The sequence below is a fragment of the Georgenia sp. Z1344 genome (assembly GCF_057652375.1).
In genome coordinates, this window is record NZ_CM172728.1 from 1,126,424 (window position 1) to 1,147,832 (window position 21,409).

19 protein-coding genes and 1 pseudogene are annotated in these 21,409 nt (G+C 75.0%); 10 read left to right on the top strand and 10 right to left on the bottom strand.

The annotated features are described in order from the left end of the window. Positions 1-34 precede the first annotated feature (34 nt). Both AC24FB_RS04985 and mca read right to left on the bottom strand, forming a co-directional pair. Positions 35-337, bottom strand: coding sequence for a hypothetical protein (locus AC24FB_RS04985; RefSeq protein WP_425714799.1), 303 nt, complete (start codon positions 335-337; stop codon positions 35-37). Continuing rightward, entirely contained in the window at positions 334-1,308 is a 975-nt protein-coding gene (gene mca, locus AC24FB_RS04990; protein ID WP_425714798.1) for a mycothiol conjugate amidase Mca, read from the bottom strand. Before mca ends, AC24FB_RS04985 begins: the two co-directional genes overlap by 4 nt. Before the next feature lie 160 nt (positions 1,309-1,468). On the opposite strand from mca, the gene AC24FB_RS04995 reads away from it, so the two are divergent. Both AC24FB_RS04995 and greA read left to right on the top strand, forming a co-directional pair. After that, positions 1,469-1,966: a DUF4307 domain-containing protein gene (locus AC24FB_RS04995; protein WP_425714797.1), complete on the top strand. Its 498-nt coding sequence runs from the start codon at positions 1,469-1,471 to the stop codon at positions 1,964-1,966. 145 nt (positions 1,967-2,111) lie between these two features. Next, positions 2,112-2,600, top strand: a complete 489-nt coding sequence (gene greA, locus AC24FB_RS05000) for a transcription elongation factor GreA (protein WP_425714796.1) — start codon at positions 2,112-2,114, stop codon at positions 2,598-2,600. Positions 2,601-2,685: 85 nt separating this feature from the next. Here the strand turns inward: greA and ilvA are convergent, their stop codons facing one another. Continuing rightward, a complete protein-coding gene (gene ilvA / locus AC24FB_RS05005; RefSeq protein WP_425714795.1) occupies positions 2,686-3,921 on the bottom strand; it encodes a threonine ammonia-lyase in 1,236 nt (411 codons plus the stop codon). A gap of 1 nt (position 3,922) precedes the next feature. Then, a complete protein-coding gene (locus AC24FB_RS05010; RefSeq protein ID WP_425714794.1) occupies positions 3,923-5,401 on the bottom strand; it encodes an AI-2E family transporter in 1,479 nt (492 codons plus the stop codon). A gap of 191 nt (positions 5,402-5,592) precedes the next feature. On the opposite strand from AC24FB_RS05010, the gene msrA reads away from it, so the two are divergent. After that, positions 5,593-6,240 (top strand): peptide-methionine (S)-S-oxide reductase MsrA, encoded by a 648-nt coding sequence (msrA, locus tag AC24FB_RS05015; RefSeq protein WP_425714793.1) that lies wholly within the window; start codon positions 5,593-5,595, stop codon positions 6,238-6,240. Positions 6,241-6,315: 75 nt separating this feature from the next. On the opposite strand, the gene AC24FB_RS05020 is transcribed toward msrA, so the two are convergent. From AC24FB_RS05020 to AC24FB_RS05030, 3 genes are all read right to left on the bottom strand, one after another. After that, entirely contained in the window at positions 6,316-8,526 is a 2,211-nt protein-coding gene (locus AC24FB_RS05020) for an NADP-dependent isocitrate dehydrogenase (RefSeq protein WP_425714792.1), read from the bottom strand. Positions 8,527-8,627: 101 nt separating this feature from the next. Continuing rightward, positions 8,628-11,138 carry an excinuclease ABC subunit UvrA gene (locus tag AC24FB_RS05025; protein ID WP_425714791.1) on the bottom strand — a complete coding sequence of 837 codons (2,511 nt, stop codon included), beginning with the start codon at positions 11,136-11,138 and terminating at the stop codon, positions 8,628-8,630. A gap of 130 nt (positions 11,139-11,268) precedes the next feature. Continuing rightward, complete coding sequence (locus AC24FB_RS05030) at positions 11,269-12,105, bottom strand: MerR family transcriptional regulator (RefSeq protein WP_425714790.1); 837 nt, start codon at positions 12,103-12,105, stop codon at positions 11,269-11,271. A gap of 157 nt (positions 12,106-12,262) precedes the next feature. On the opposite strand from AC24FB_RS05030, the gene AC24FB_RS05035 reads away from it, so the two are divergent. Continuing rightward, positions 12,263-13,519, top strand: a complete 1,257-nt coding sequence (locus tag AC24FB_RS05035; RefSeq protein ID WP_425714789.1) for an LURP-one-related/scramblase family protein — start codon at positions 12,263-12,265, stop codon at positions 13,517-13,519. 94 nt (positions 13,520-13,613) lie between these two features. After that, positions 13,614-15,200, top strand: coding sequence for an aspartate:alanine exchanger family transporter (locus tag AC24FB_RS05040; protein WP_425714788.1), 1,587 nt, complete (start codon positions 13,614-13,616; stop codon positions 15,198-15,200). Positions 15,201-15,242: 42 nt separating this feature from the next. Here the strand turns inward: AC24FB_RS05040 and AC24FB_RS05045 are convergent, their stop codons facing one another. Beyond that, positions 15,243-15,704 carry a P-loop nucleotide/nucleoside kinase family protein gene (locus tag AC24FB_RS05045; protein ID WP_425714787.1) on the bottom strand — a complete coding sequence of 154 codons (462 nt, stop codon included), beginning with the start codon at positions 15,702-15,704 and terminating at the stop codon, positions 15,243-15,245. Between the two features lie 84 nt (positions 15,705-15,788). On the opposite strand from AC24FB_RS05045, the pseudogene AC24FB_RS05050 reads away from it, so the two are divergent. The 3 genes and pseudogenes from AC24FB_RS05050 to AC24FB_RS05060 form a co-directional block, all read left to right on the top strand. Then, a pseudogene (locus AC24FB_RS05050) lies at positions 15,789-16,508 on the top strand (class I SAM-dependent methyltransferase); the annotation flags it as partial. Continuing rightward, positions 16,491-16,994, top strand: coding sequence for an N-acetyltransferase family protein (locus tag AC24FB_RS05055; RefSeq protein ID WP_487561408.1), 504 nt, complete (start codon positions 16,491-16,493; stop codon positions 16,992-16,994). The pseudogene AC24FB_RS05050 and the gene AC24FB_RS05055, both read left to right, overlap by 18 nt. Positions 16,995-17,001: 7 nt before the next feature. Continuing rightward, positions 17,002-17,577, top strand: coding sequence for a hypothetical protein (locus AC24FB_RS05060; protein WP_425714785.1), 576 nt, complete (start codon positions 17,002-17,004; stop codon positions 17,575-17,577). On the opposite strand, the gene AC24FB_RS05065 is transcribed toward AC24FB_RS05060, so the two are convergent. After that, positions 17,539-18,270: a M50 family metallopeptidase gene (locus tag AC24FB_RS05065; RefSeq protein ID WP_425714784.1), complete on the bottom strand. Its 732-nt coding sequence runs from the start codon at positions 18,268-18,270 to the stop codon at positions 17,539-17,541. The genes AC24FB_RS05060 and AC24FB_RS05065 overlap by 39 nt on opposite strands. Before the next feature lie 54 nt (positions 18,271-18,324). Further along, positions 18,325-19,362: a hypothetical protein gene (locus tag AC24FB_RS05070; protein ID WP_425714783.1), complete on the bottom strand. Its 1,038-nt coding sequence runs from the start codon at positions 19,360-19,362 to the stop codon at positions 18,325-18,327. Between the two features lie 107 nt (positions 19,363-19,469). On the opposite strand from AC24FB_RS05070, the gene AC24FB_RS05075 reads away from it, so the two are divergent. Next, a complete protein-coding gene (locus AC24FB_RS05075) occupies positions 19,470-20,738 on the top strand; it encodes a sensor histidine kinase (protein WP_425714782.1) in 1,269 nt (422 codons plus the stop codon). Further along, positions 20,735-21,364 (top strand): response regulator transcription factor, encoded by a 630-nt coding sequence (locus AC24FB_RS05080; RefSeq protein WP_425714781.1) that lies wholly within the window; start codon positions 20,735-20,737, stop codon positions 21,362-21,364. The genes AC24FB_RS05075 and AC24FB_RS05080 overlap by 4 nt, the downstream gene beginning before the upstream one ends. Positions 21,365-21,409 lie beyond the last annotated feature (45 nt).

The following is a 21,409-nucleotide window of genomic DNA, read 5'->3' on the forward strand; positions in this document are numbered from 1 at the left end:
CCGGAACGCCACCCGCGCGCCCGGCGACGACCCGTTACTCGGCCTCCGTCGACCGCGGAGCGTCCTGCTCGGCCTCAGTCACCCCCGCGCCGCCGTCCGCCTCGGACCGCTCCTTGGCCTCCTGAGCCGCACGCACCCGCGCGTTCTGGTCGACCCGGCGCATCTGCCTCACGACGAGGAACCCGAGCGCCACGACCACGGCCGCGAGCGCGAAGAACGCGAAGAACCCCTCGATCCCCGGCGAGACGTCCCACGGCTGCAGCTCGCCGGTCGGTGTCTCGGCCCCCGCCGACCACGGGCCCGCGAGCCCGCCGGCCACGACCGCCCCGGGCGTCACCGCGCGGTCCGGTCGGACCCGTGCCCGGTGCCCATGGCGTCGGAGTCGGTTCCCGCCCCCGCGAGGTCGGCCCCGAGGACCGTGACCGGCGACCCGTCGGCGAGCCCCTCGGGCACCACGCCGGCGAACAGGTCGTCCTCCACCGCGTCGGAGACCGGGACGCGGGAGAGCACGAGCTCGAACTCCTCGACCGGCCACACCTGCGCCTCGAGGTCGCGCGGGACCGAGAAGAAGAACCCGTCGGGGTCGATCTGGGTGGCGTGCGCGCGCAGCGCGGCATCGCGTGCCGCGAAGTGCTCGGCCACGTGCACGGCGGCCGTCGCGGGACGACGCTCCACCCCGGCGTCCTCGTCCCGCCTCTCCCGGCGCTCGATCCACTCGGCGAACGGGGACTCCGCGCCACGCTCGAGCAGAGCCTCGTGGACGGCGCGGATGCGGCCCCCGGAGAAGGAGACGTCGTAGTAGACCTTCTGCACCGCCCACGCGGGGCCGGCCTCGGGGAACTGCTCGGGGTCCGCGGCGGCGTCGAACGCGAGCATCGAGATCTCGTGCACGCGCACGTGGTCGGGGTGCGGGTACCCGCCGTTCTCGTCGTAGGTGGTCATCACGTGCGGACGGAACTCGCGGATCTGCGCCACGAGTGCGCCGACGACCACCTCGTCGGGCTCGAGCGCGAAGCACCCCTCGGGGAGCGGCGGCAGCGGGTCGCCCTCGGGGAGCCCGGAGTCGACGAACCCGAGCCACGCGTGCTCGATGCCGAGGGCCTCCGCGGACGCCGCCATCTCCTTCCTGCGCAGCTCGACCATGTTGGCCTCGACCTCGGGGTCGCCCTGCAGTCGAGGGTTGAGCACCGAGCCCCGCTCGCCGCCGGTCGCGGTGACGACCCGCACCCGGTGCCCGTCCGCCGCATACCGCGCCATCGTCGCCGCGCCCTTGCTGGCCTCGTCGTCGGGGTGGGCGTGCACTGCCATCAGCCGGAGCGTGCGGGTCGTCACGGTGGTACTCCTCGTCAGGTTCGGACCGCGGCGCGCGGCTCGGACGGCGGGGGCGCCGTCGGGGACAATGGTCCAACACCCGGGCCTCGGCACGCGAACGGCCCCCGGGTGGTGGACCCACGGAGGAAGCGTAGGCATGACGAGCGGCACGACGGCGAACGGGACCGACGAGGGCCCGGGCGCGGGCCCCGGGCCCGCCTCCGCGGACCCGCAGCCAGGAGCTGCGGCAGGCCCGGGCATCGACCCCGACCTCGTGCGCCGGCGCTACGGCCGCGGCCGCCCGACCGGCAACCGCCGCGCGCAGTGGCTGGTCCCCCTGCTCGGTGCGTTCGTGCTCGTCGCCGGCGCCACAGTCCTCGCCTGGCAGATGTCGAGGGAGCCGTCGGTCTCGGTCGAGCACGTGGGGTACACGGTCGAGGGGCCGGACGAGGTCGAGGTGCGGTTCGTCGTCGTCGCCGACCCGGGCACGGAGGTCGTGTGCACGCTGCGCGCGGTCAACCGCGACTTCACCGAGGTCGGGGTCCGCGAGGTACGCCTCGGCCCCGTGACCGAGCGGCGGACGGCGGCCGTCGAACCGGTCCTCACCTCCGAGCGCGCGGCGTCCGGGCACGCCGAGTCCTGCCGGGTCGCCTGACGTCCGAGAGCGGCCCGAACCCTTCCGAATCGGCGTCATGGTGCTAGGATGGCCGTTTCATGCACCGCCCGGACCCGCCTGGGGCCCGGGCGGTTTCCGTCCGCCGCCGGGCGGCGGACACCATCACTCGACGTAAGGAGCCGTGATGTCCCAGCAGACCGGGACCACCTGGCTGACCCAGGATGCCTACGACCGTCTCACCGCCGAGCTCGAGGAGCTGTCGGGGCCCGGTCGTCAGGAGATCGCCGAGCGGATCGAGCAGGCCCGCTCGGAAGGTGACCTCAAGGAGAACGGCGGCTACCACGCGGCGCGCGAGGAGCAGGGCAAGCAGGAGGCCCGCATCCAGCAGCTGACCGCGCTCCTGCGCGTCGCCCAGGTCGGCGAGCCCCCCGCGGACGACGGCGTCGTCGAGCCCGGGATGGTCATCACCGCCTCGATCGCCGGCAAGAAGCGCACGTTCCTGCTCGGTTCGCGCGAGGCCGCCGAGGGCCTCGACATCGAGGTCTTCTCGGAGTCCTCCCCGCTCGGCCAGGCCGTCCTCGGCCGCAGCGCCGGCGAGTCGACCTCCTACGAGGCACCCAACGGCGCGACCATCACGGTCGAGCTCGAGACGGTCAAGCCCTTCACGGTCTGACGCTGACGGGCCTCAGGTCCGCGACGCCCGAGGGCCCCGCTCGCCGATGCGCGAGCGGGGCCCTCGCGCGTCGGAGGCCCGGGCGTCACGGAGAGTCGTCGAGGACCCGGATCCCGTCCGCCGTGAGCGCCGCGCGGACCTCGTCGCCGTGCTCGGGCCCCTTGGTCTCGATCTCGACCGCGATCTCGACCTCGTCGACCGCGAGGCCGCCGGCGGTGCGCGAGTGCTCGACCGAGGCGACGTTGGCACCGAGCTCGCCGAGCCGGGCGAGCACGCCGGCCAGGGAGCCGGGGGCGTCGCTCACCCGCACGCGCAAGGACAGGAACCGGCCGGCCGAGGCGAGGCCGTGCCGGACCACGCGCAGCAGCAGCAGCGGGTCGACGTTGCCGCCGGAGAGCACCACCACCGTCGGACCGTCGGCGAAGTCGCCCGGGGAGGCGGAGACCGCCGCGAGCCCCGCCGCACCGGAGGGCTCGACCACGAGCTTGGCGCGCTCGACGAGGTGGAGGAGCGCCTGCGAGAGCTGCTCCTCCCCCACCGTCCGCACGTCGTCGACGAGCGCGCGCACGATCTCGAAGGGCACGGTGCCGGGCGTCCCGACGGCGATGCCGTCCGCCATCGTGCGCACCTCGTCCAGCGGCACGGGCCGCCCCTGCGCGAGGGAGGCTGGCCACGCCGCCGCGGACGCCGCCTGCACCCCGACCACCCGCACCCCGGGCCGGACCGCGTGGGCCGCTGCGGCGATCCCGGCGAGCAGCCCGCCGCCGCCCGTGGGGACGACGATCGTCGCGACGTCGGGGACCTGCTCGAGGATCTCGAGTCCCACGCTCGCGGCGCCCGCCACGATGTCGGCGTGGTCGTAGGGGTGGATGAGCGTGCGTCCCGAGGCCGCGCAGTCCGCCTCCGCCTCGGCGAGGCAGTCCATGAGGTGACGCCCGGTGAGGACAACCTCGGCCCCGTACCCGCGGGTGGCCGCGACCTTGGGCAGCGCCGCGTCGTCCGGCATGTAGATCCGGGCCGGGACGCCGAGCTCGCGCGCGGCGAGCGCCACGCCCTGGGCGTGGTTGCCGGCCGAGGCGGCGATGACGCCGTGCGCGCGCTCCTCGTCCGAGAGCCGGCCGAGTCGGACCGCGGCCCCCCGGATCTTGAACGAGCCCGTGCGCTGGAGGTGCTCGGCCTTGAGCCACAGCGGCGCCCCGGTGCGCTCGGCCATCGAGCGGAAGGACAGCACGGGCGTCTCGTGCGCGACCGGTCGGACGATCTCGCGCGCCGCGTCGAGCTCGGCGCGGGTGGGCAGGTGGTCTCCGGTCGGCGTGGTCACGTCAGCGTGCTCCCCCGGGTCGGTCGGACGGGTCACGCCCCACGGTAGGGGCGTCGGGGCGGGCCACGTGCTCCTCGGCGAAGACGTCCGCGAAGGGCTCCTCGTCGGGCTCGTCCGCCGTCGGGGCGTACTCGAGGACCGTCGGCGGCGGACCCCCGGTGCGGTGCAGGTCCTTGGCGAGGTGCGGCTGCGGGTCGCGTCCCGCGAGGTAGAGGCCGACCGAGTTGACGACCGCGACGACCGGGACCGCGAACAGCGCCCCGACCAGGCCGGCCACGGCGGTGCCGCCGGCCACCGCGAGCAGCACGGCGATCGGGTGCAGCTGGACGGCGCGCGACTGGATCATCGGCTGCAGCACGTGGCTCTCGATGAACTGGACGAACAGCACGGCCCCGAGCATGGCGAGCGCGATGTAGATGCCCGAGTCGACGACCGCGACGAGCACGGCGACCGTGCCGGAGATCAGCGCACCGATGATGGGGATGAAGGCGCCGAGGAACACGAGGATGGCGATCGGCAGGGCGAGCGGGACGCCGAGGAGCGCCGCGGCCAGGCCGATCCCGACGGCGTCGACGAAGGCCACGACGATCTGCCCGCGCGTGTAGCCGCTGACCGTGTACCAGGCCCGGATCCCGGCCTCGTGGATCGTGGGTCGGGCACGCGCCGGCGTCAGCCGCACGACCCAGCCCCACAGGGAGCGGCCGTCGGACAGGAAGAAGAACGTGCAGAAGATGGCGATGAAGAAGCCGGCAAAGATCTCGGCGACCGAGGACGTCACGGTGAGGACGCCGGTGGCCAGGGTCTCCGAGTTCTGCGAGATCGCCTGGGTGCCCTGCTCCATCGCCGTGTCGATGTCCGCCTGGTCGAGCCCGAGCGGACCGGTGCCGAGCCACGAGACGAGCTGGTCGATCCCCAGCAGCGCCTGGTCGGCGAGCCGCTGGAAGCCGGACGCGATCGACTGCCCCGCGAGGACGAGGAGCCCGGCGACGACCGCGACGAGCACGACGAGCGAGGCGAGCGCCGCGATCGCCCGGGGGAAGCGCGCGCGCCGGCGGAGGAAGCTCGCGAGCGGGGCGAGCAGGACGGACAGCAGCATCGCGACCATGAGCGAGACGACGATGGTGCGCAGCTGGACGAGCAGCCAGCCGATGATCGCGGCGGCCAGCGTGATGACGACGATCCGCCACGACCACGAGGCGATCGCCCGCATCGTCCACGGCACCGTGCGGTCGGGGGCGGCGCGCAGCTCGTCGTCCGCGCCGGCCGCCCCGGCGTCGACGTCGCCCGGCACGAGGCCCGCCCCCGTCCGGCTGAGCAGCCGCCCCTCCTCCGCCCGGAGCGACTCCCCCGGTCGGGCCGTCTCCCCCGGCCCGTCGTCGGGCTCCCTGCGCGCCGGACGCGCCGCGGCGGCGACCGCCGCGGTGGCCCGGCGCGTGGTCGATCCCAGCGCGGAACGGATGGAGCGTCGGAGGCGGGCCATGGCGTCCTTCGGGGTCGACGGGCGGTCTCCCAGCGTAGTTCGGGAACAGGCGGACGGCCGAGTACGTTGACGGGAGCAGACGCGAGGCGCGGGCCGTGCGTGATCGCGCCCGGGATGCCGCCGGCGCCGCGCGCAGTGCCACCGCGCACCGTCCCACCGCGCCCCCGGGCGCCCGACGAAGGGAGCAGCCCATGAGCCTGTTCGCCCGCCCCGTCCGCCCCACCTCGGCCGAGACCGCGCTGCCGGGCCGGTCCACGCCCGCGTACGCCCCGCCGGAGCGCAACATCGTCCTCGACGCCCCGCTGCTCGGCCCGTGGCCCGAGGGCACCCAGGAGCTCTACGTCGGCATGGGCTGCTTCTGGGGTGTCGAGCGGATCTTCTGGCGCATCCCCGGTGTGGTCGGCACTGCCGCCGGCTACACGGGCGGCTACACGCCCCACCCCACGTACGAGGAGGTGTGCACCGCCATGACCGGGCACGCCGAGGCAGTCCTCGTGGCCTACGACCCCGCGGTCGTCACCCCGGACGAGCTCTTCAAGGCGTTCTGGGAGAACCACGACCCGACGACGAAGGACCGTCAGGGCAACGACGTCGGCTCGCAGTACCGCTCGGCGATCTGGTGGACCACCGAGGAGCAGCGCGACGCCGCCGAGCGCACGCGCGCCACGTTCCAGGCCGCGATCGACGAGGTCGGCGGCGGCGCCATCACCACCGAGATCGACGCGTTCGGCGACCAGCCGTTCTACGCCGCCGAGGACTACCACCAGCAGTACCTGGAGAAGAACCCGCGCGGCTACTGCAACCACGGCCCCAACGGGCTGACCTGCCACGTGGCCTGACGAAGGCCCGGCGACGACCGCGGCCGCCCACCTGCCGGCGGGCGGCCGCTGCGCGTCGGGGAGGGCTCCGGCCCGTCAGATCCCGTCGACGATCGCGTTGAGGGTCGCGGACGGGCGCATGACCGCGGAGGCCTTGGCGTCGTCGGGCCGGTAGTAGCCGCCGATGTCGGCGGGGCTGCCCTGGACGGCGATGAGCTCGGCGTCGATGGCCTCGATCTGCTCGCCCAGCTGCGCGGCCACGGGGCGGAAGCGCTCGGCGAGCGCGGCGTCCTCGGTCTGCGCGGCGAGCTCGGCCGCCCAGTAGGTGGCGAGCCACGCGTGGGAGCCGCGGTTGTCGATCTGGCCAAGGCGACGGGCCGGCGAGCGGCCCTCGGTCAGCAGCTTCTCCGTGGCGCGGTCGAGCGCGTCGCCGAGCACCCGGGCGCCGGCGTTGCCGTCGACGTCCGCGAGGTGCCGCAGCGACTCGGCGAGCGCGAGGAACTCACCCAGGGAGTCCCAGCGCAGGTAGTTCTCGCCGACGAGCTGCTGGACGTGCTTCGGGGCGGAGCCGCCGGCGCCGGTCTCGAACAGGCCGCCGCCGTTCATCAGGGGCACGACCGACAGCATCTTCGCGCTCGTGCCGAGCTCGAGGATCGGGAAGAGGTCGGTGTTGTAGTCGCGCAGGACGTTGCCGGTCACGGAGATCGTGTCCTCGCCGCGGCGGATGCGCTCGACCGAGTACCGGGTGGCCGAGACCGGGTCCATGATCTCGATCGTCAGGCCCTCGGTGTCGTGGTCCTTCAGGTAGGTGCGGACCAGCTCGATGAGATTGCGGTCGTGGGCGCGGGCCTCGTCGAGCCAGAACACGGCGGGGACGCCGGTCGCGCGGGCGCGGGTGACGGCCAGCCTGACCCAGTCCCGGATCGGGGCGTCCTTGGTCTGGCAGGCGCGCCAGATGTCGCCGGCCTCGACGTCGTGGGACATGTGGACGGTGCCGCTGGAGTCGACGACCTCGACCGTCCCGGGCGCGGAGATCTCGAAGGTCTTGTCGTGGCTGCCGTACTCCTCGGCCTTCTGGGCCATGAGGCCGACGTTGGGGACGGTGCCCATCGTGGCCGGGTCGAACGCGCCGTTGGCGCGGCAGTCCTCGATGACGGCCTGGTAGACGCCGGCGTAGGAGGAGTCGGGGATGACCGCGAGGGTGTCGTGCTCCTCGCCGTCCGGGCCCCACATGTGGCCGGACGTGCGGATCATCGCGGGCATCGAGGCGTCGACGATGACGTCGGACGGCACGTGGAGGTTGGTGATCCCCTTGTCGGAGTCGACCATGGCGAGCTCGGGGCCGGCGGCGATCGCAGCGTCGAGCGCGGAGCGGATCTCGGCCCCGTTCGGGAGGGCGTCGACGCCGGCGAGGATCGCGCCGAGGCCGTCGTTGGCACTGAGTCCGGCGGCCGCGAGGTCGTCGCCGAAGCGGTCGAACACGTCGGCGAAGAAGGCGCGGACCACGTGGCCGAACACGATCGGGTCGGAGACCTTCATCATCGTGGCCTTGAGGTGGACCGAGAAGAGGACGCCGTCGGCCGTGGCGCGCGCGACCTGCTCGGCGAGGAACAGGTCGAGCGCCGCGGCGGACATGAACGAGGAGTCGACGACCTCGCCGGCCTGGACCGGGACGCGCTCCTTGAGGACGGTCGCAGTTCCGTCGGCGGCCACGTGCCGGATCTGCCACACGTCCTCGGCGGGCGCGACGACGGACTGCTCGTTGTGCCGGAAGTCGCCGGCGCCCATCGTGGCGACGTTCGTGCGCGAGTCGGCGGACCACTCGCCCATGCGGTGCGGGTGCGCCTTCGCGTAGTTCTTCACGGCGACGGGCGCGCGGCGGTCGGAGTTGCCCTCGCGGAGCACCGGGTTGACGGCCGAGCCCTTGACGGCGTCGTAGCGGGCGCGGACGTCGGCGGCCTCGGGCGTGTCCGCGTTCTCCGGGTAGTCGGGGAGGTCGACGCCCTGCTCGCGCAGCTCGGCGATCGCGGCGCGCAGCTGCGGCAGGGAGGCCGAGATGTTGGGCAGCTTGATGATGTTGGCCTCGGGCCGGCGCGCCAGCTCGCCGAGCTCGGCGAGGGAGTCGGAGACGACCTGGTCGGCAGGGAGCCGGTCGCTGAAGGCGGCGAGGATGCGGCCGGCGAGCGAGATGTCCCGGGACTCGACCTCGATGCCCGCGGCGCCCGCGTAGGCCTCGACGATCGGCTTGAAGGAGTAGGTCGCCAGCCGGGGCGCCTCGTCGGTGAGCGTGAAGATGATCGTGGACATCGTCGTGCAGCCTCTTCCTCGGGGGCCGGGGATGGTTCGACGTCGAGATTATCCGATCGAGGAGCCCGACGACGCCGTGGCGGGGCCACGGACCGCCTCGCTCAGCGGGTGCCCAGGTGGCGGGCGAGGTACCGGCCGGTGAGCCCGGCGGGGTCGGCGGCGACCTCGTCCGGGGTGCCGGTGGCGACGATCCGCCCGCCGTCCTCTCCCCCGCCGGGCCCCAGGTCGACGACGTGGTCGGCGTTGGCGATCACGTCGAGGTCGTGCTCGATGACGACGACGGTCGCCCCGCGGTCGAGGAGCCGCTGGAGGACGTCGAGAAGCACGCGGACGTCGAGCGGGTGGAGGCCGACGCTCGGCTCGTCGAGGACGAACAGGGTGCCCTCCTGGCGGCGGGTGAGCTCGGCGGAGAGCTTGAGCCGTTGTGCCTCCCCGCCGGACAGCGCCGGGGTGTCCTCGCCGAGGGTGAGGTAGCCGAGCCCGAGGTCGACGAGGGTGCGCAGCCGGCGCGCGACCGGGCGGACGTCACCGACGACGTCGAGGGCCTGGGCGGCCGTCAGCCCCAGCAGCTCGGGCAGGGAGATCGTGCCGCCGCCGGGCACGGGGCGGCGGACCTCGTCGGCGTCGGGGGCGAACCGGGTGCCGCGGCAGTCCGGGCAGGGGACGTCGACGTCGGGCAGGAACTGGACGTCGAGCGTGACCTGGCCGGTGCCGTCGCACCGCGGGCAGCGCAGGGACCCGGTGTTGTGGGAGAGGTCGGCGGCGGTGAGCCCCCGGTCCGCGGCGTCGGGCTCCTGCGCGAACGTGCGGCGCAGCTCGTCCATCACGCCGGAGTAGGTGGCGACGGTCGAGCGGACGTTGATCCCGATCGGGGTGGCGTCGACGAGCTGGACGCGCTCGATGCCCGCCGGGTCGAGGTCGCGCACGTGCGACGGGAGCCGCTCGCCGGCGGCGGCCGCGGCGAGCGCGGGGACGAGGCCCTCGAGGACGAGGGTCGTCTTGCCCGAGCCGGACGGCCCGGTGACGGCGGTGAGCCGGCCGCGCGGGACGTCGACGGTCAGCGGGTGGACGGTGTGGATCGCGTCGGTGGCGAGGTGGACGGCGCCGTGGGCGAACACGTCCCCCGCGGCTGCGCGCTCGCGCACGACGACGGGTTCGCTGCCGTCGAGGAAGCCGCCGAGGCGGGACGCCGGGTGCGCGACGACGTCGGCGACGCTTCCTGAGACGACGACGCGGCCGCCGTCGGGGCCGGAGCCCGGGCCGATCTCGACGAGGTGGTCCGTCTCCCGGAGCACCGCCACGTCGTGGTCGACGACGACGACCGAGTTCCCGTCCGCGAGAAGGTCGCGGACGACACCGAGCAGCCCGTCGACGTTCGCCGGGTGCAGCCCGATCGACGGCTCGTCGAGGACGTAGAGCACGCCGGTCGTCCGGTTGCGCACCGCGCGGGCGAGCTGGGCGCGCTGCCGCTCGCCGGTCGAGAGCGTCGAGCCGGCGCGGTCGAGGGAGAGGTAGCCGAGGCCGAGGTCGATGAGCCGGGAACCCATCCGGTCCAGCGTCTCGGCGAGGCCGTCCGCCATCGGGCGCATCTCCGCCGGGAGGTCGGCGCCGACGGTCCGCGCCCACGCGAGGACGTCGTCGAGCGTGCGCGCGGTGACGTCGGCGAGGCTGCTCCCGCCGATGCGGGGCGCGTGGGCCGCGTCCGAGAGGCGGGTCCCGCCGCACGCGCGGAACTCCCCCTCGGAGAGGAACTTCGACACCCGGGCCAGGCGCTTCTCGTCGCCGGCCCGGTCGAGCTCCTTGGTCACCGTGAGGCGCGCGTTGCGGAAGGTGAAGTCGAGCTCGTGCAGGCCGTTGCGGGTGGAGACCGTGATGTGGCGCTTCTCCTCGGGGCCGGACAGGACGATCGCCCGTTCGTCGTCGGTGAGGTCGCGGTAGGGGACGTCGGTGCGCACGCCCATCTCGCGCACGATGTCCGGCTGGACGTTGAAGTTGAAGGTCCGCCACGGCACGACGGCGCCCTCGTCGATCGTCAGCGACGGGTCGGGCACGAGGGTGTCGTCGTCGACGTCCCGGACGACGCCGGTGCCGGAGCAGGTGGGGCACGCGCCGGCCGCGTTGAAGGCGAGGTCCTCGGCGCCCGGCGGGTCGAACACCTCGCCGCACTCCGGGCACGTGAGGGGGACCTCGGCGGCGACGTCGAGGGTCGGCGGGTGGGTGTGGCCGTTCGGGCAGCGGTGCGCGGCGAGGCGGGAGAACATCAGGCGCAGCACGCTGAGCAGCTCGGTCGTCGTCCCGAACGTCGACCGGATGCCCGGGACGCCGGGGCGCTGACGCAGGGCGAGGGCCGCGGGCACGTGCTCGACGGAGTCGACCGCCGCCCGCGGCGCCTGGGCGAGCCGGCGGCGGGTGAAGGTGGACAGCGCTTCGAGGTACCGGCGCGACCCCTCGGCGTAGAGCACGCCCATCGCGAGCGAGGACTTGCCCGAGCCGGAGACGCCGGCGATGCCGACGAGGCGGCGCAGCGGCAGGTCGACGTCGATGCCGCGCAGGTTGTGGACGGCGGCGCCGAGGACGCGGATCGTCGTCGGCTGGTCGTCGGGATCCGTCACCCCCCGATCGTGCCAGCCACGCCCGGAGTCCGTGGACCGCGACGGCGGTCGCCCGCCCGCGAGGCGCGGACGACGGCGCCCGGCCGGTCCGCTCCGGCCGGCCGGGCGCCGTCGTCGGGCATGCCGCGGGTCAGCCGGCGACGACGGGGTGGTGGACCTCCGTCACCTGCTCGTCCTCGGGGGTGCTCGAGGGGTCGGAGTAGTAGGTGTTGAAGACCTTGCCCACGAGTCCGTCCGCCGCGGGCTCGGCGAAGGTGAGGCCGTCGGTGGTCACGCGGTCGCCGATGAGGGCGTGCGCGTCGCTGATCTGGTCGTACGGGCCCACGACGCGCGCGACCACGACCTCCTGGGCGGGCACGTCGACGACCTCCAGCGGGGCCTCGGCGGTGGTGCCCGGTGCCACGGGGAGGTAGACCGACTCGTCCGGGTCCCGCTCGACGTACGTCGGGTCGTGCTCGAACACGCCGCCCGGCCCGGTCGGCCGGATCCCCTGGCGTTCGAGCTCGGGCATCATCCGCCCCCACAGCTGCCCCTCGTCCGAGTACGTGGGGATGGTGCCGCGCAGAGCCACCACCGTCATGGGTACCGTGGTCCGTCGGTCGATCTCGATGCTCATGTCCTGTCCTCTCACCTGGTCGATCATGCGGTCGATGGCCCTCACCCGAGCGGCGGCGTCGCGGCGCTCCTGCTCGACGACGACGCGCTGCGCGCGCAGGGCGTCGGCGAGGGCGGGGGTGCCGCGGGCGGCGAGCAGGGCCGGCATGGCCGCGACGGAGAACCCGACGTCGCGCAGGCGCCGCACGTCGGCGGCGTCGGCGAGCTGCTCGGGCGCGTACCAGCGGCGGCCGCCGTCGTCGATGTGGTCCGGCACGAGCACGCCGTGCTGGTGATAGTGCCGGAGCATGCGGACGCTGAGGCGGCAGCGCTGGGAGAACTGCCCGATGGCGAGGGGTCGGTCGTCGGCCATGCGCACGAGTCTGGCCCCTGCCACGGTGTGAGGAGCAAGCCCCTGCACCGACGGCGCGAGGTCCGCACGTCGCGGCGTCGACGCGCCTCTCACAGGGTGGAGAGCGCTCCCCCGCTCCGACGGGTCCGCGGGGTCGGCGTCCTCCTACCGTGTCGGCATGGAGTCCTTCCTCGAGACCCTTGCCCCCCGTCTCCGGGCCGTTCTGGCCCAGGTCTTCCGCGAGCTGTTCGCCGGCCGCGACCCGGGGACCGTGCCGGCGGCGGCGGTCGTGCACTCCGCGGGTCGCTCGTGGGTCCCCGCGCTGGCCCCGGCGGACGCGGGCGGTGCGGTCGGCCCGGCTGCGGACACCTCGACGACCGGGTCCGACGACGGGGCACGGGCCCGGTGGTGGGCCCCGGGTTGGCCCACGACCGAGGTCGCGGCGTCGGCCGGGCTCCGCGCGCTCGAGATCGAGATCGGGCACTGGGCGGGCACGCACGTCTCCGAGGCCGAGCGCGAGGAGTGGGAGTTCCAGCTGTTCGCCGCCCTCGGTTCCGCCCTGGGCTCTCCCGAGGTGCGCGCCGAGCTGGGCCCCGAGCCCGTCCTCCTCGTGGCCGACCGCGGCGCGAACCCGCACCTGAGCGTCGTCAGCCTCCAGCTCCTCAACGAGAACCACCCGCACCCCGAGCGCGTGGCCGAGGCGAAGGCGTTCTGGGCCAGCGACCCGGAGCCGCTGCCGGAGGAGGCCACGCAGGCGCCGAGCGACGCGGAGCCGGACCCGGCAGCCACCACGGGGGACAGCGCCGCGGCAGGCGTCGCTGCAGGCGCAGCGGGTACCGGCGCCACCGCTGCGGACGGCAGCGAGCTGGGGCGGACCGGCGAGGACGCGGGAGCCCAGGCGAGCACGCCCTCGCTGGTCGACCAGGACGTCGTCGTCATGCACCAGGTGACGTCGTTCCTGTCCAACGACTTCGACATCCTCGACGAGCACGACCGGGCGGTCGGCCGCGTCCTCACCACCGGCTCGGGCTTCTGGGGAGGCAGCCGCACGTTCGAGGTGGCCGACGCCGACGGCACCGTCCTCATGCACGTGGAGGACACGCGCGACTGGGGCCGGGACCGGTACGTCCTCACGGACGGCGCCGGTTCCGCGCTGGCACACGTCGTCCAGCGCAGCGCATTCTTCGCGACCAAGGTCGAGATCGAGGTGACCGACGGCGGGCTGCTCGAGCTGCACGGCAGCTTCTGGGACTTCGACTTCGAGGTCGTCGACGGCGGCACGCGCGTCGCCCGCGTGTCCCGGTCGTCGGCCGGCTTCCTCTCGGGCAAGGATCGCTACGTGGTCGAGCTCGAGGACCGGGCCGGCCCGCGGGAGCGCCTGGCGGTCATCGGGGCGACGATCGCGCTCGACCTCATCCGGGGCAAGAGGAACTGACGACCGGCAGGCGGCACGGGTCCGTCCGCGAGCGCCGCGGGTCTGCCGCACGCATCACAGCCGCGCCCTCACCCGGCGGGGCTAGCGTGGATGGGTGCTCGACATCCTGGCGGGGACGCCGCTGCTGACGGTCTTCCTCGTCGTCGCACTCGGCACCGCCCTCGGCGCGATCCCCTTCGGCCCGCTCCGGTTCGGGGCGGCCGGGGCGCTGTTCGTCGGGCTGGCGCTCGGCGCGCTCGACCCACGGCTCGGCGAGGGGCTCGCGCTCGCGCAGTCCATCGGGCTCACCCTGTTCGTCTACACGATCGGCGTCGCCGCCGGCCCGTCGTTCTTCCGCGACCTCCGGCGCCAGGCGCCACTCATGGGTGGCGCCACCGTCCTCGTCGTCGTGTTCGGGCTGCTCGCCGTGGTGGCCGGGACCGCGCTCGACCTCGGGCCCGGCATCACCGGCGGGCTCTTCTCGGGCTCCCTGACGGCCACGCCGGCGATGGCCGCCGCGAGCGACGCGCTCGGCGGATCGACGGACCCGGCCGTCGGCTACGCGATCAGCTACCCGATCGCGGTCGTCGTCACGCTCCTCGTCCTCTCCCGCGTGGCCCGCACCGACCTCCCGGCGCGCCGCGACCCGGCTCCCCTGTCCGCGGCCGGCCTGCTCACGCTGACCGTCGACGTCACCCGTCCCCGGCCGATCGCCGACATCCCCGGCATCGCCTTCCTCCCCGGCGAACCGGCGGGCGTGCGCGTCTCCTACCTCCTGCGGGACGGCGCGGTCACGGTCGCCGACCCCGACGACGCCCTGCGCACCGGGGACCGCGTCCTCCTCGTCGGCGTGCCCGACGCCGTCCGCACCGCCGCGGACGCGCTCGGGACCGCCGCACCCATCGATCTCGCGGACGACCACTCCGTGGTGACCTACCGGCGGTTCGTCCTGTCCGACCATGCGGTCGCCGGGGCCACGGTGGCCGACCTGAGGATCCCCGCGCGGTTCGGTGGCGTCATCACCCGCGTGCGCCGCGGGGACCGCGACCTCCTCGCCCAGCACGACATGACGCTCCAGCTCGGCGACCGCATCCGCGTCGTGTTCCCCCGCGAGCGGCTCGGTGACCTGCGCCGCATGTTCGGCGACTCCGAGCGCCGCGTCACCGAGGTCGACTTCCTCCCGTTCGGCCTGGGCATCGCGATCGGTGTCGCCGTCGGCCTCGTCGCGATCCCGCTCGGCGGCGGCGCGAGCCTCGCGCTCGGCAGCGCGGCGGGGCCCCTCGTCGTCGGGCTCGTGCTCGGCAGGCTCGGGCGCACCGGGCCGCTCGTGTGGACGATGCCGCTGGCCGCCAACCTGACGATCCGGCAGTTCGGGCTCATGTTCTTCCTCGCCACCGTCGGCCTCGCGAGCGGGCAGGCGTTCGGCTCGACCGCGTTCACCGCCACCGGGCTCGCCGTGGCGCTCTCATCGGTCGTCCTCCTGCTCGTCGTCCTCGCGCTGTTCGCGCTGCTCGGCCGTCTCGCCGGCCTGTCCACGGCGCGTACGGCCGGCGCCATGGCCGGCTTCATCGGTCAGCCGGTGCTGCTCGGGCACGTGACGTCCATCGTCGACGACGACCGGGCCGAGTCCGGCTACTCCGCCCTGTTCGCCCTCGCCGTGGTCGTCAAGATCGTCGTGGTGCAGGGCGTCGTCGCGCTGTGATCCCTGGCGGGCTCGGCGCTGCGGACCGGGGCGACGCCCGGCTCACCGGAGGACCGTGAGCGGTCCCTCCTCCGGCGTCGGGACCTCGAGATGGTCGTAGTACCGCTCGGCGAGGGCCGGGTCGAGGGCGAAGTCGTCCGCATGCGCCGCCGCCCGGGCACGGAGGCGGGCGAGGCAGACGTCCTTCGGCGTGCCCAGGTAGATCGTCTCGGGCACGATCCCGGTCGCGCTCAGGAGCGCCCGGTAGTCGTCCCGCATCGCGCGTGACCAGAAGGAGAGGTCGACGACCACGTCGCGACCCGCGCGGACGAGATCGAGCAGCCGGGCCCTGAGCTCGTCCTCGATCTCGTCCCGCACACGCGGGTCGAGCGGCATCGTCCGCTCGCCTCGCGCCCATGCCTCGACGTCGATCGAGAGCCGCACCATCCCGCCCGCCTCCAGCTCGCGGGCAACGGTCGACTTGCCGGAACCGGCGGGGCCGCACATGAGGACGACGCGAGGCATGGCGCGCAGGCTACGGACCTCCGGGCCCTCGCGGCACGGGGATTCCGGTGGCGCAGCGCCCGGGCCGCGCGGGAGGCTGGCCGCGTGCCCGACCCGATCTTCGACGACGCCCGCCTTGCCCCGATCTACGACCCGTTCGACCCCGACCGCTCCGACCTCGACGCCTACGTCGACCTCGTCGCCGAGGCGGGCGCGGCCCGGGTGCTCGACCTGGGCTGCGGGACGGGGACGCTCGCGATCCGCCTCGCCGCGGCCGGGACCGAGGTCGTCGGCATCGACCCCGCCGCCGCCTCCGTGGACGTGGCCCGCGGAAAGCCCGGGGCCGACGCCGTGCGCTGGGTGGTCGGCACCGCCGCGGACGCACCGGCCGGGTGGGCGGACCTCGCGGTGATGACGGCGAACGTCGCCCAGGTCTTCCTCACCGACGAGGACTGGTCGGCGACGCTGCGGCACCTGCGGCGCTCGCTCGCGCCGGGCGGCCTGCTCGCGTTCGAGACGCGCCGCCCGGAGGCCCGGGCGTGGGAGGACTGGGGACGGCGGTACGCGCCCGAGACGATCGACGTGCCCGGCACCGGCGAGGTCACCCAGGAGTACACGCTCCTCGCCGTCGACCTGCCGCTGGTGAGCTTCCGGTTCACCCACACCTTCCACTCCGACGGCGCGGTCGTCGTCTCCGACTCGACACTGCGGTTCCGCGACCGGGCCGAGGTGACGGCGGACCTGCTCGCGGCCGGGTTCGCCGTGGAGGAGGTGCGGGATGCGCCGGACCGCCCGGGCCGCGAGCACGTGTTCCTCGCGCGGCGCCGGCCGTGGACGGTCCGCCCGGCGGGCGCCGACGACGAGACCCACCTGTGGCGCGGCCTCGCCCGTGCAACGGCCTGGCGGGGCGGCGAGGAGCGCCCGGTCGAGGTACTGCGGGCCGACGGCGACGTGGCGCGCTACGTCGAGGGCTGGACGCCGGACCAGGGCGGCGTCGTCGCGGTCGGTGGCGACGGCGAGGTGCTCGGCGTCGCCTGGCTCCGCCTCCTGCCCGCCGACGGGCCCGGGTACGGGTTCGTCGCCGAGGACGTCCCGGAGCTGTCGATCGGGGTGGCGCCGTCCGCGCGGGGCGCCGGCGTCGGCTCAGCGCTGCTCGCCGTGCTGCTCGAGCGGGCCCGCCGGGACGGCCGACGCGCGGTGAGCCTGAGCGTCGAGCGGGACAACGTGGGCGCCCGGCGGCTCTACGACCGCGCCGGCTTCGTGCGGGTCGGCGCGGTCGGCGGCGCGGACACCCTGCTGTGCGAGCTGTGAGCGCCCCGTGAGCGCGCGGTACGCGGTGGTGGTCCGCACCGGTCTCGACGCGGATCGGGCCCTCGCGCGGGTGCTCGACCCGGCGCTGCACGCCGAGGTCGTGCCGCTGACGACGCTGCGTGGCCGCGCTCGGCGTGGACCGCTGCTGCGGGGCGAGAGGTTCACCATGCGCACCGCACTCGGACCGCTGTACATGGACGACCACATGGTCGTCGACCGGTTGCGCACCGACGAGGCGGTCGGCGCCGGTGCAGGGGCGGAACGTCCGGGAGGCTCGGTCGCGTCGACCGGGGGGCCGACGCGCGACCGGGGAGGCTCGGGCGGCGCCGTGCGGTTCGTCAAGACCGGGCGCGTGCTGCGCGGCGTCGTCCTCGCCCGGGTCGCGCCGGCCGCCGGCGGCGCCGTCGTGCGGTGGGACGCGGAGCTCGCCGTGGCCGGGGTGCCGCGCGTGCTGGACCCGGCCCTCGCCGTCGTCGCGCGTCTTGCCTACGGAGCCGCGCTGCGCCGCATCCTTCGCCCCGGGGCGGCGCCTGTCACCAGCCGGTCAGAACGAGGACAGCAGGTCCGCCGGCAGGACCGGTGACAGCGCGGTCCACGCCCACCACGTGCACAGCGCCGCGACGAGCACGAACGTCCCGGTCCACAGCCAGGACGGCACGCGGGTGAGGTCGGCCAGCTGGGCGGGGTCGTCGCCGCGCCGGCCGGTCGTCGCCACCACGGCGATGTGCCGCCACGCGCCGAGCAGGAGGAACACGCCGGCCGCGAGCGTGAGGATCGCCGCGCCGTCGGGGCCGCCGAACCACCAGACGCCGCCGACGACGGCCGCCGCCCCGAGCACCGCGGCCACGGTGTGCAGCGAACGGGAGAAGGCGAGCGAGACGAGGAGGACGAGCAGGGCAGCGAGCAGCGCGATCCCCGCCCAGCCCCGCAGGCCGACGTTGACGAGGGCGGCGCCGAGCAACGCCGGCGCGGGGTAGCCCGCCCAGGTGGTGGCGACCCGGCCGAACCCGCGCCGCGGGCCCACGGTGACGGCGTGGCCCGACATGTCCGAGCTGACGACGAAGCCGGTGAACCGGCGCCCCACGAGGATCCCGACCCCGGCGTGCCCGAGCTCGTGGGCGATCGTCACGGCCGGACGGACGAGACGCCACAGCACCGGCACGAGGACGACGGCGAGCGCCGCGCCGAGCGCGACGAGCGCCCACGTGCCCACCTCGGGGGTATCGGTGGGCCGGGTGCGCTCCCACACGGCCGGCCAGATCTGATCGACGTCCACGGCCCCATCGTCGCAAGGACGAGGGGGCCGTGGAGGTCGGGTCCCGGGGTCGGGCTACCTGCCGCTGCCGCGCAGCCGGGCGACGAGCGCGAGGCCGCCGACGATCCCGGCGAGCGCCCGCAGCGCGGAGGCGACGACGGTGCCCCACGGGAGGTCGTCGTAGACCACGAGGTCGTTGGGCACGATCGTCACGACGCCGAGGTAGGTGCCCCACGCCGCGAGCGCGCCGGTCCCGGCGAACGCGAGCACGACGGCGACGCGCCGGGCGCCGTCGGTCCGCAGCGCCCACAGCGCGCCGGCGGCGACGCTCCCGATCCCGAGGTCGATGACCCGCTGGACCAGACCGGCGTCAGTGACGAGGAGGTGGACGACGCTCGCGCCCAGCACGGCGGTCGCGGCGGTCGCGAGCCACGCGCGGGCGCCGCCGGTGACGGGCGGGAGCGTGCGCCGGCCCCACCGCGTCCAGGTGTAGACGGCGAACGCGCCGAGGAGGCCGATGCCGAGGCCCGCGAACCCGGCGTAGACCATGCCGAACACCCAGCCCTCGATCGGCGGGAGCTCCGTGGTCGGCTCGGGCGGGTCGACGATCCCCGCCACGAGCAGGACCGGCATGGAGACGAGGATCTGCCCGAGCAGGCCGGCACCGATCCACAGCGGCGGGAGCGTGAGCCACGCGGGCGCCCGGATCCCCCTGCGCGTGATGAGCACGACGGCGAGGACGAGGGCGACGACGTCGAGCCCGGCGGTCGCGACGTTGAGGGCGATCATGCCGGGGCTGTCCCCGAACCCCGCCTCGGCGAGCCCGATGTCGGACCCGGCGAGCCAGGCGACCTTGAGGGCGAGGTACGGCAGCGTCATGAGGATGGCGAACGCCGCGAGGCCGCGCCGGACCGGGCCGACCGGCGGGAGCTCGTCGGTCGGCCGCCGGTCGGTCGGGTCGCCGGTGGTCGGGGCGCCGGTGGTCGGGGCGCGGTCGGGCGGGAGCCCGCCGGGTGGGAGCCCGCCGGGTGGGCGGTCGGGAGTCAGCACGGCGGGGCGCGGGCGGGTCTCGTCGTCGTGCGTGGTCGTGGTGGGTGTGTCGGTGGTGTGCATGCCCCGACGCTCCCGCCGGCCGCCTGCCCGTCACCACCCCCTGCCGGGTGGACGCGCTCCCTCGCGCGAGGGATCCCGGGCGCAGCGCGTGCTGCCACGATGGGCGGGTGGCCGGCCGCTGGATCCGAGGGCTGCTTCACCTCCTGGTGGGCGGCGCGTGCGGTGCGCTCGTCGCGTGGCTCGGGTACGGCTTCACGGTGACGATCGTGTCCACCGACGGTCCGGCGCAGGTCGCCGTCGCCGCGCTGGTCGCGGTATCGGCGGCCGTCGTCGTGACCCTGCTGCTGGCTCCGCCGGTCCGGGCCGCCGAGGTCGCGCTCGCCCGCGCGCTGCTCGCGACCGACCTGCCCGAGCCGCTCGACACGACCTCCCTCGAGGCACGCGGGCGGGGGTTGCTGTGGGCCGGCGTCGTCCTGCTCCTCGGCAGCGTCTCGCTCGGCACGATCCTGTGGGCGGTCCCGCAGGGCGTGGTCCTCGTCGTCGCCGCGTTCGCCCCGGTCACGCGCGAGACGGCGGTGCCGTTCCAGATCGCCGACGCGCACCCGGTCGTGCTCGTCGGGCTCGGTGTGGCACTCCTGGCCGGCGGGATCGCGCTGCAGCCGCTCCTCGTCCGGCTGCTCGAGCGGCTCGCCCCGCGCGTGCTCGGGCCGACGCCCGCCGACCGGCTCGCGCACGCCGACGCCGAGCGGACGCGCCTGCGGGCGGCGAACGCACTCGCCCGGGAGCTGCACGACTCGATCGGGCACTCGCTCACGGCGATCGGCGTCCAGGCCGAGGCCGGCGCGCGCGTGGCCGCGCGGGACCCGGAGCTGGCCCGCGAGTCGCTCGGCCGGATCACCGGGCTCGCGCAGCGCGCGGTCGCCGAGCTCGACGACGTGCTGGGCATGCTCCGGCAGGGGGACGAGGCAGGGCGGACGGCGACGCAACCCGAGCGGAACGGCCTGCCCGACGTGCTCGCGCTCCTCGGGGACCTCGCCCCGGGCGGGACGGAAGGGGTCGAGGTCGGCGTACGCCCCGGCGAGGTCGACGACGAGACGGCGGCCGTCGCCTACCGCGTGGTCCAGGAGGCGCTGACCAACGCGCAGCGCCACGGGGTGGACGGTCCGACGGGGAGCGTCTCGGTGACGGACGGCCTGCTTCAGATCGTCATCGCGAACCGGATGCGGGTGGAGGACCACCCGGGGCAGGGTCGCCCGGAGCAGAGCCGGCGGAGCCGGGGGCGGCGGAGCCCGGGACGTCACGGACTGCTCGGCATGCGCGAACGGGTCGAGGCGCTGGGCGGCTCGCTCGTCGTCGGCCTCGCGCCCCCCTCCGGGGGCGAGCCGATCTGGCAGGTCCGTGCGACGCTCCCGGCGCGGGTGGAGGAGGAGCCATGACGGCGGTGCTGGTCGTCGACGACGACGCGATGGTGCGGTCAGGGTTCGCGGCGATCCTCGCCGCCGAGGGGTTCGACGTCGTCGGGGAGGCCGAGGACGGGGCGGGGGCCGTCGAGGCCACGCGGCGACTCTCGCCGGACGTCGTCGTCATGGACGTGCGGATGCCGGGGATCGACGGGATCGAGGCCACCCGGCGGCTGCTGCGGCTCACCGACCCGCCGCGCATCCTCGTGGTCACCACCTTCGAGCACGACAGCTACGTCCTCGACGCGCTCGAGTCCGGCGCCCACGGGTTCCTGCTCAAGCGGGCGGGCGCCGACCAGCTCGTCCACGCCGTGCGCACGGTGGCGGCGGCCGAGGGGCTGCTGTTCCCGGCGTCGATCCGCGAGCTCGTGCGCGCGACGTCTCCGCCGGGACCCGCCCTCCCCGCGCTCTCGGCACGTGAGGAGGACGTCCTGAGGCTGCTCGCCCGGGGGCACAACAACGCGGAGATCGGGGCCGAGCTGTTCCTCGGCGTCGAGACCGTGAAGACGCACGTCGCGTCGCTGCTCGCCAAGCTCGGGGTGCGGGATCGGACGCAGGCGGTGGTGCGGGCGTTCACCTCGGGGTTCGTCGACCAGGGATGACGGGGTCAGGCAGGTCGTCGTCGGGCATGTCGTCGTCGGGCATGT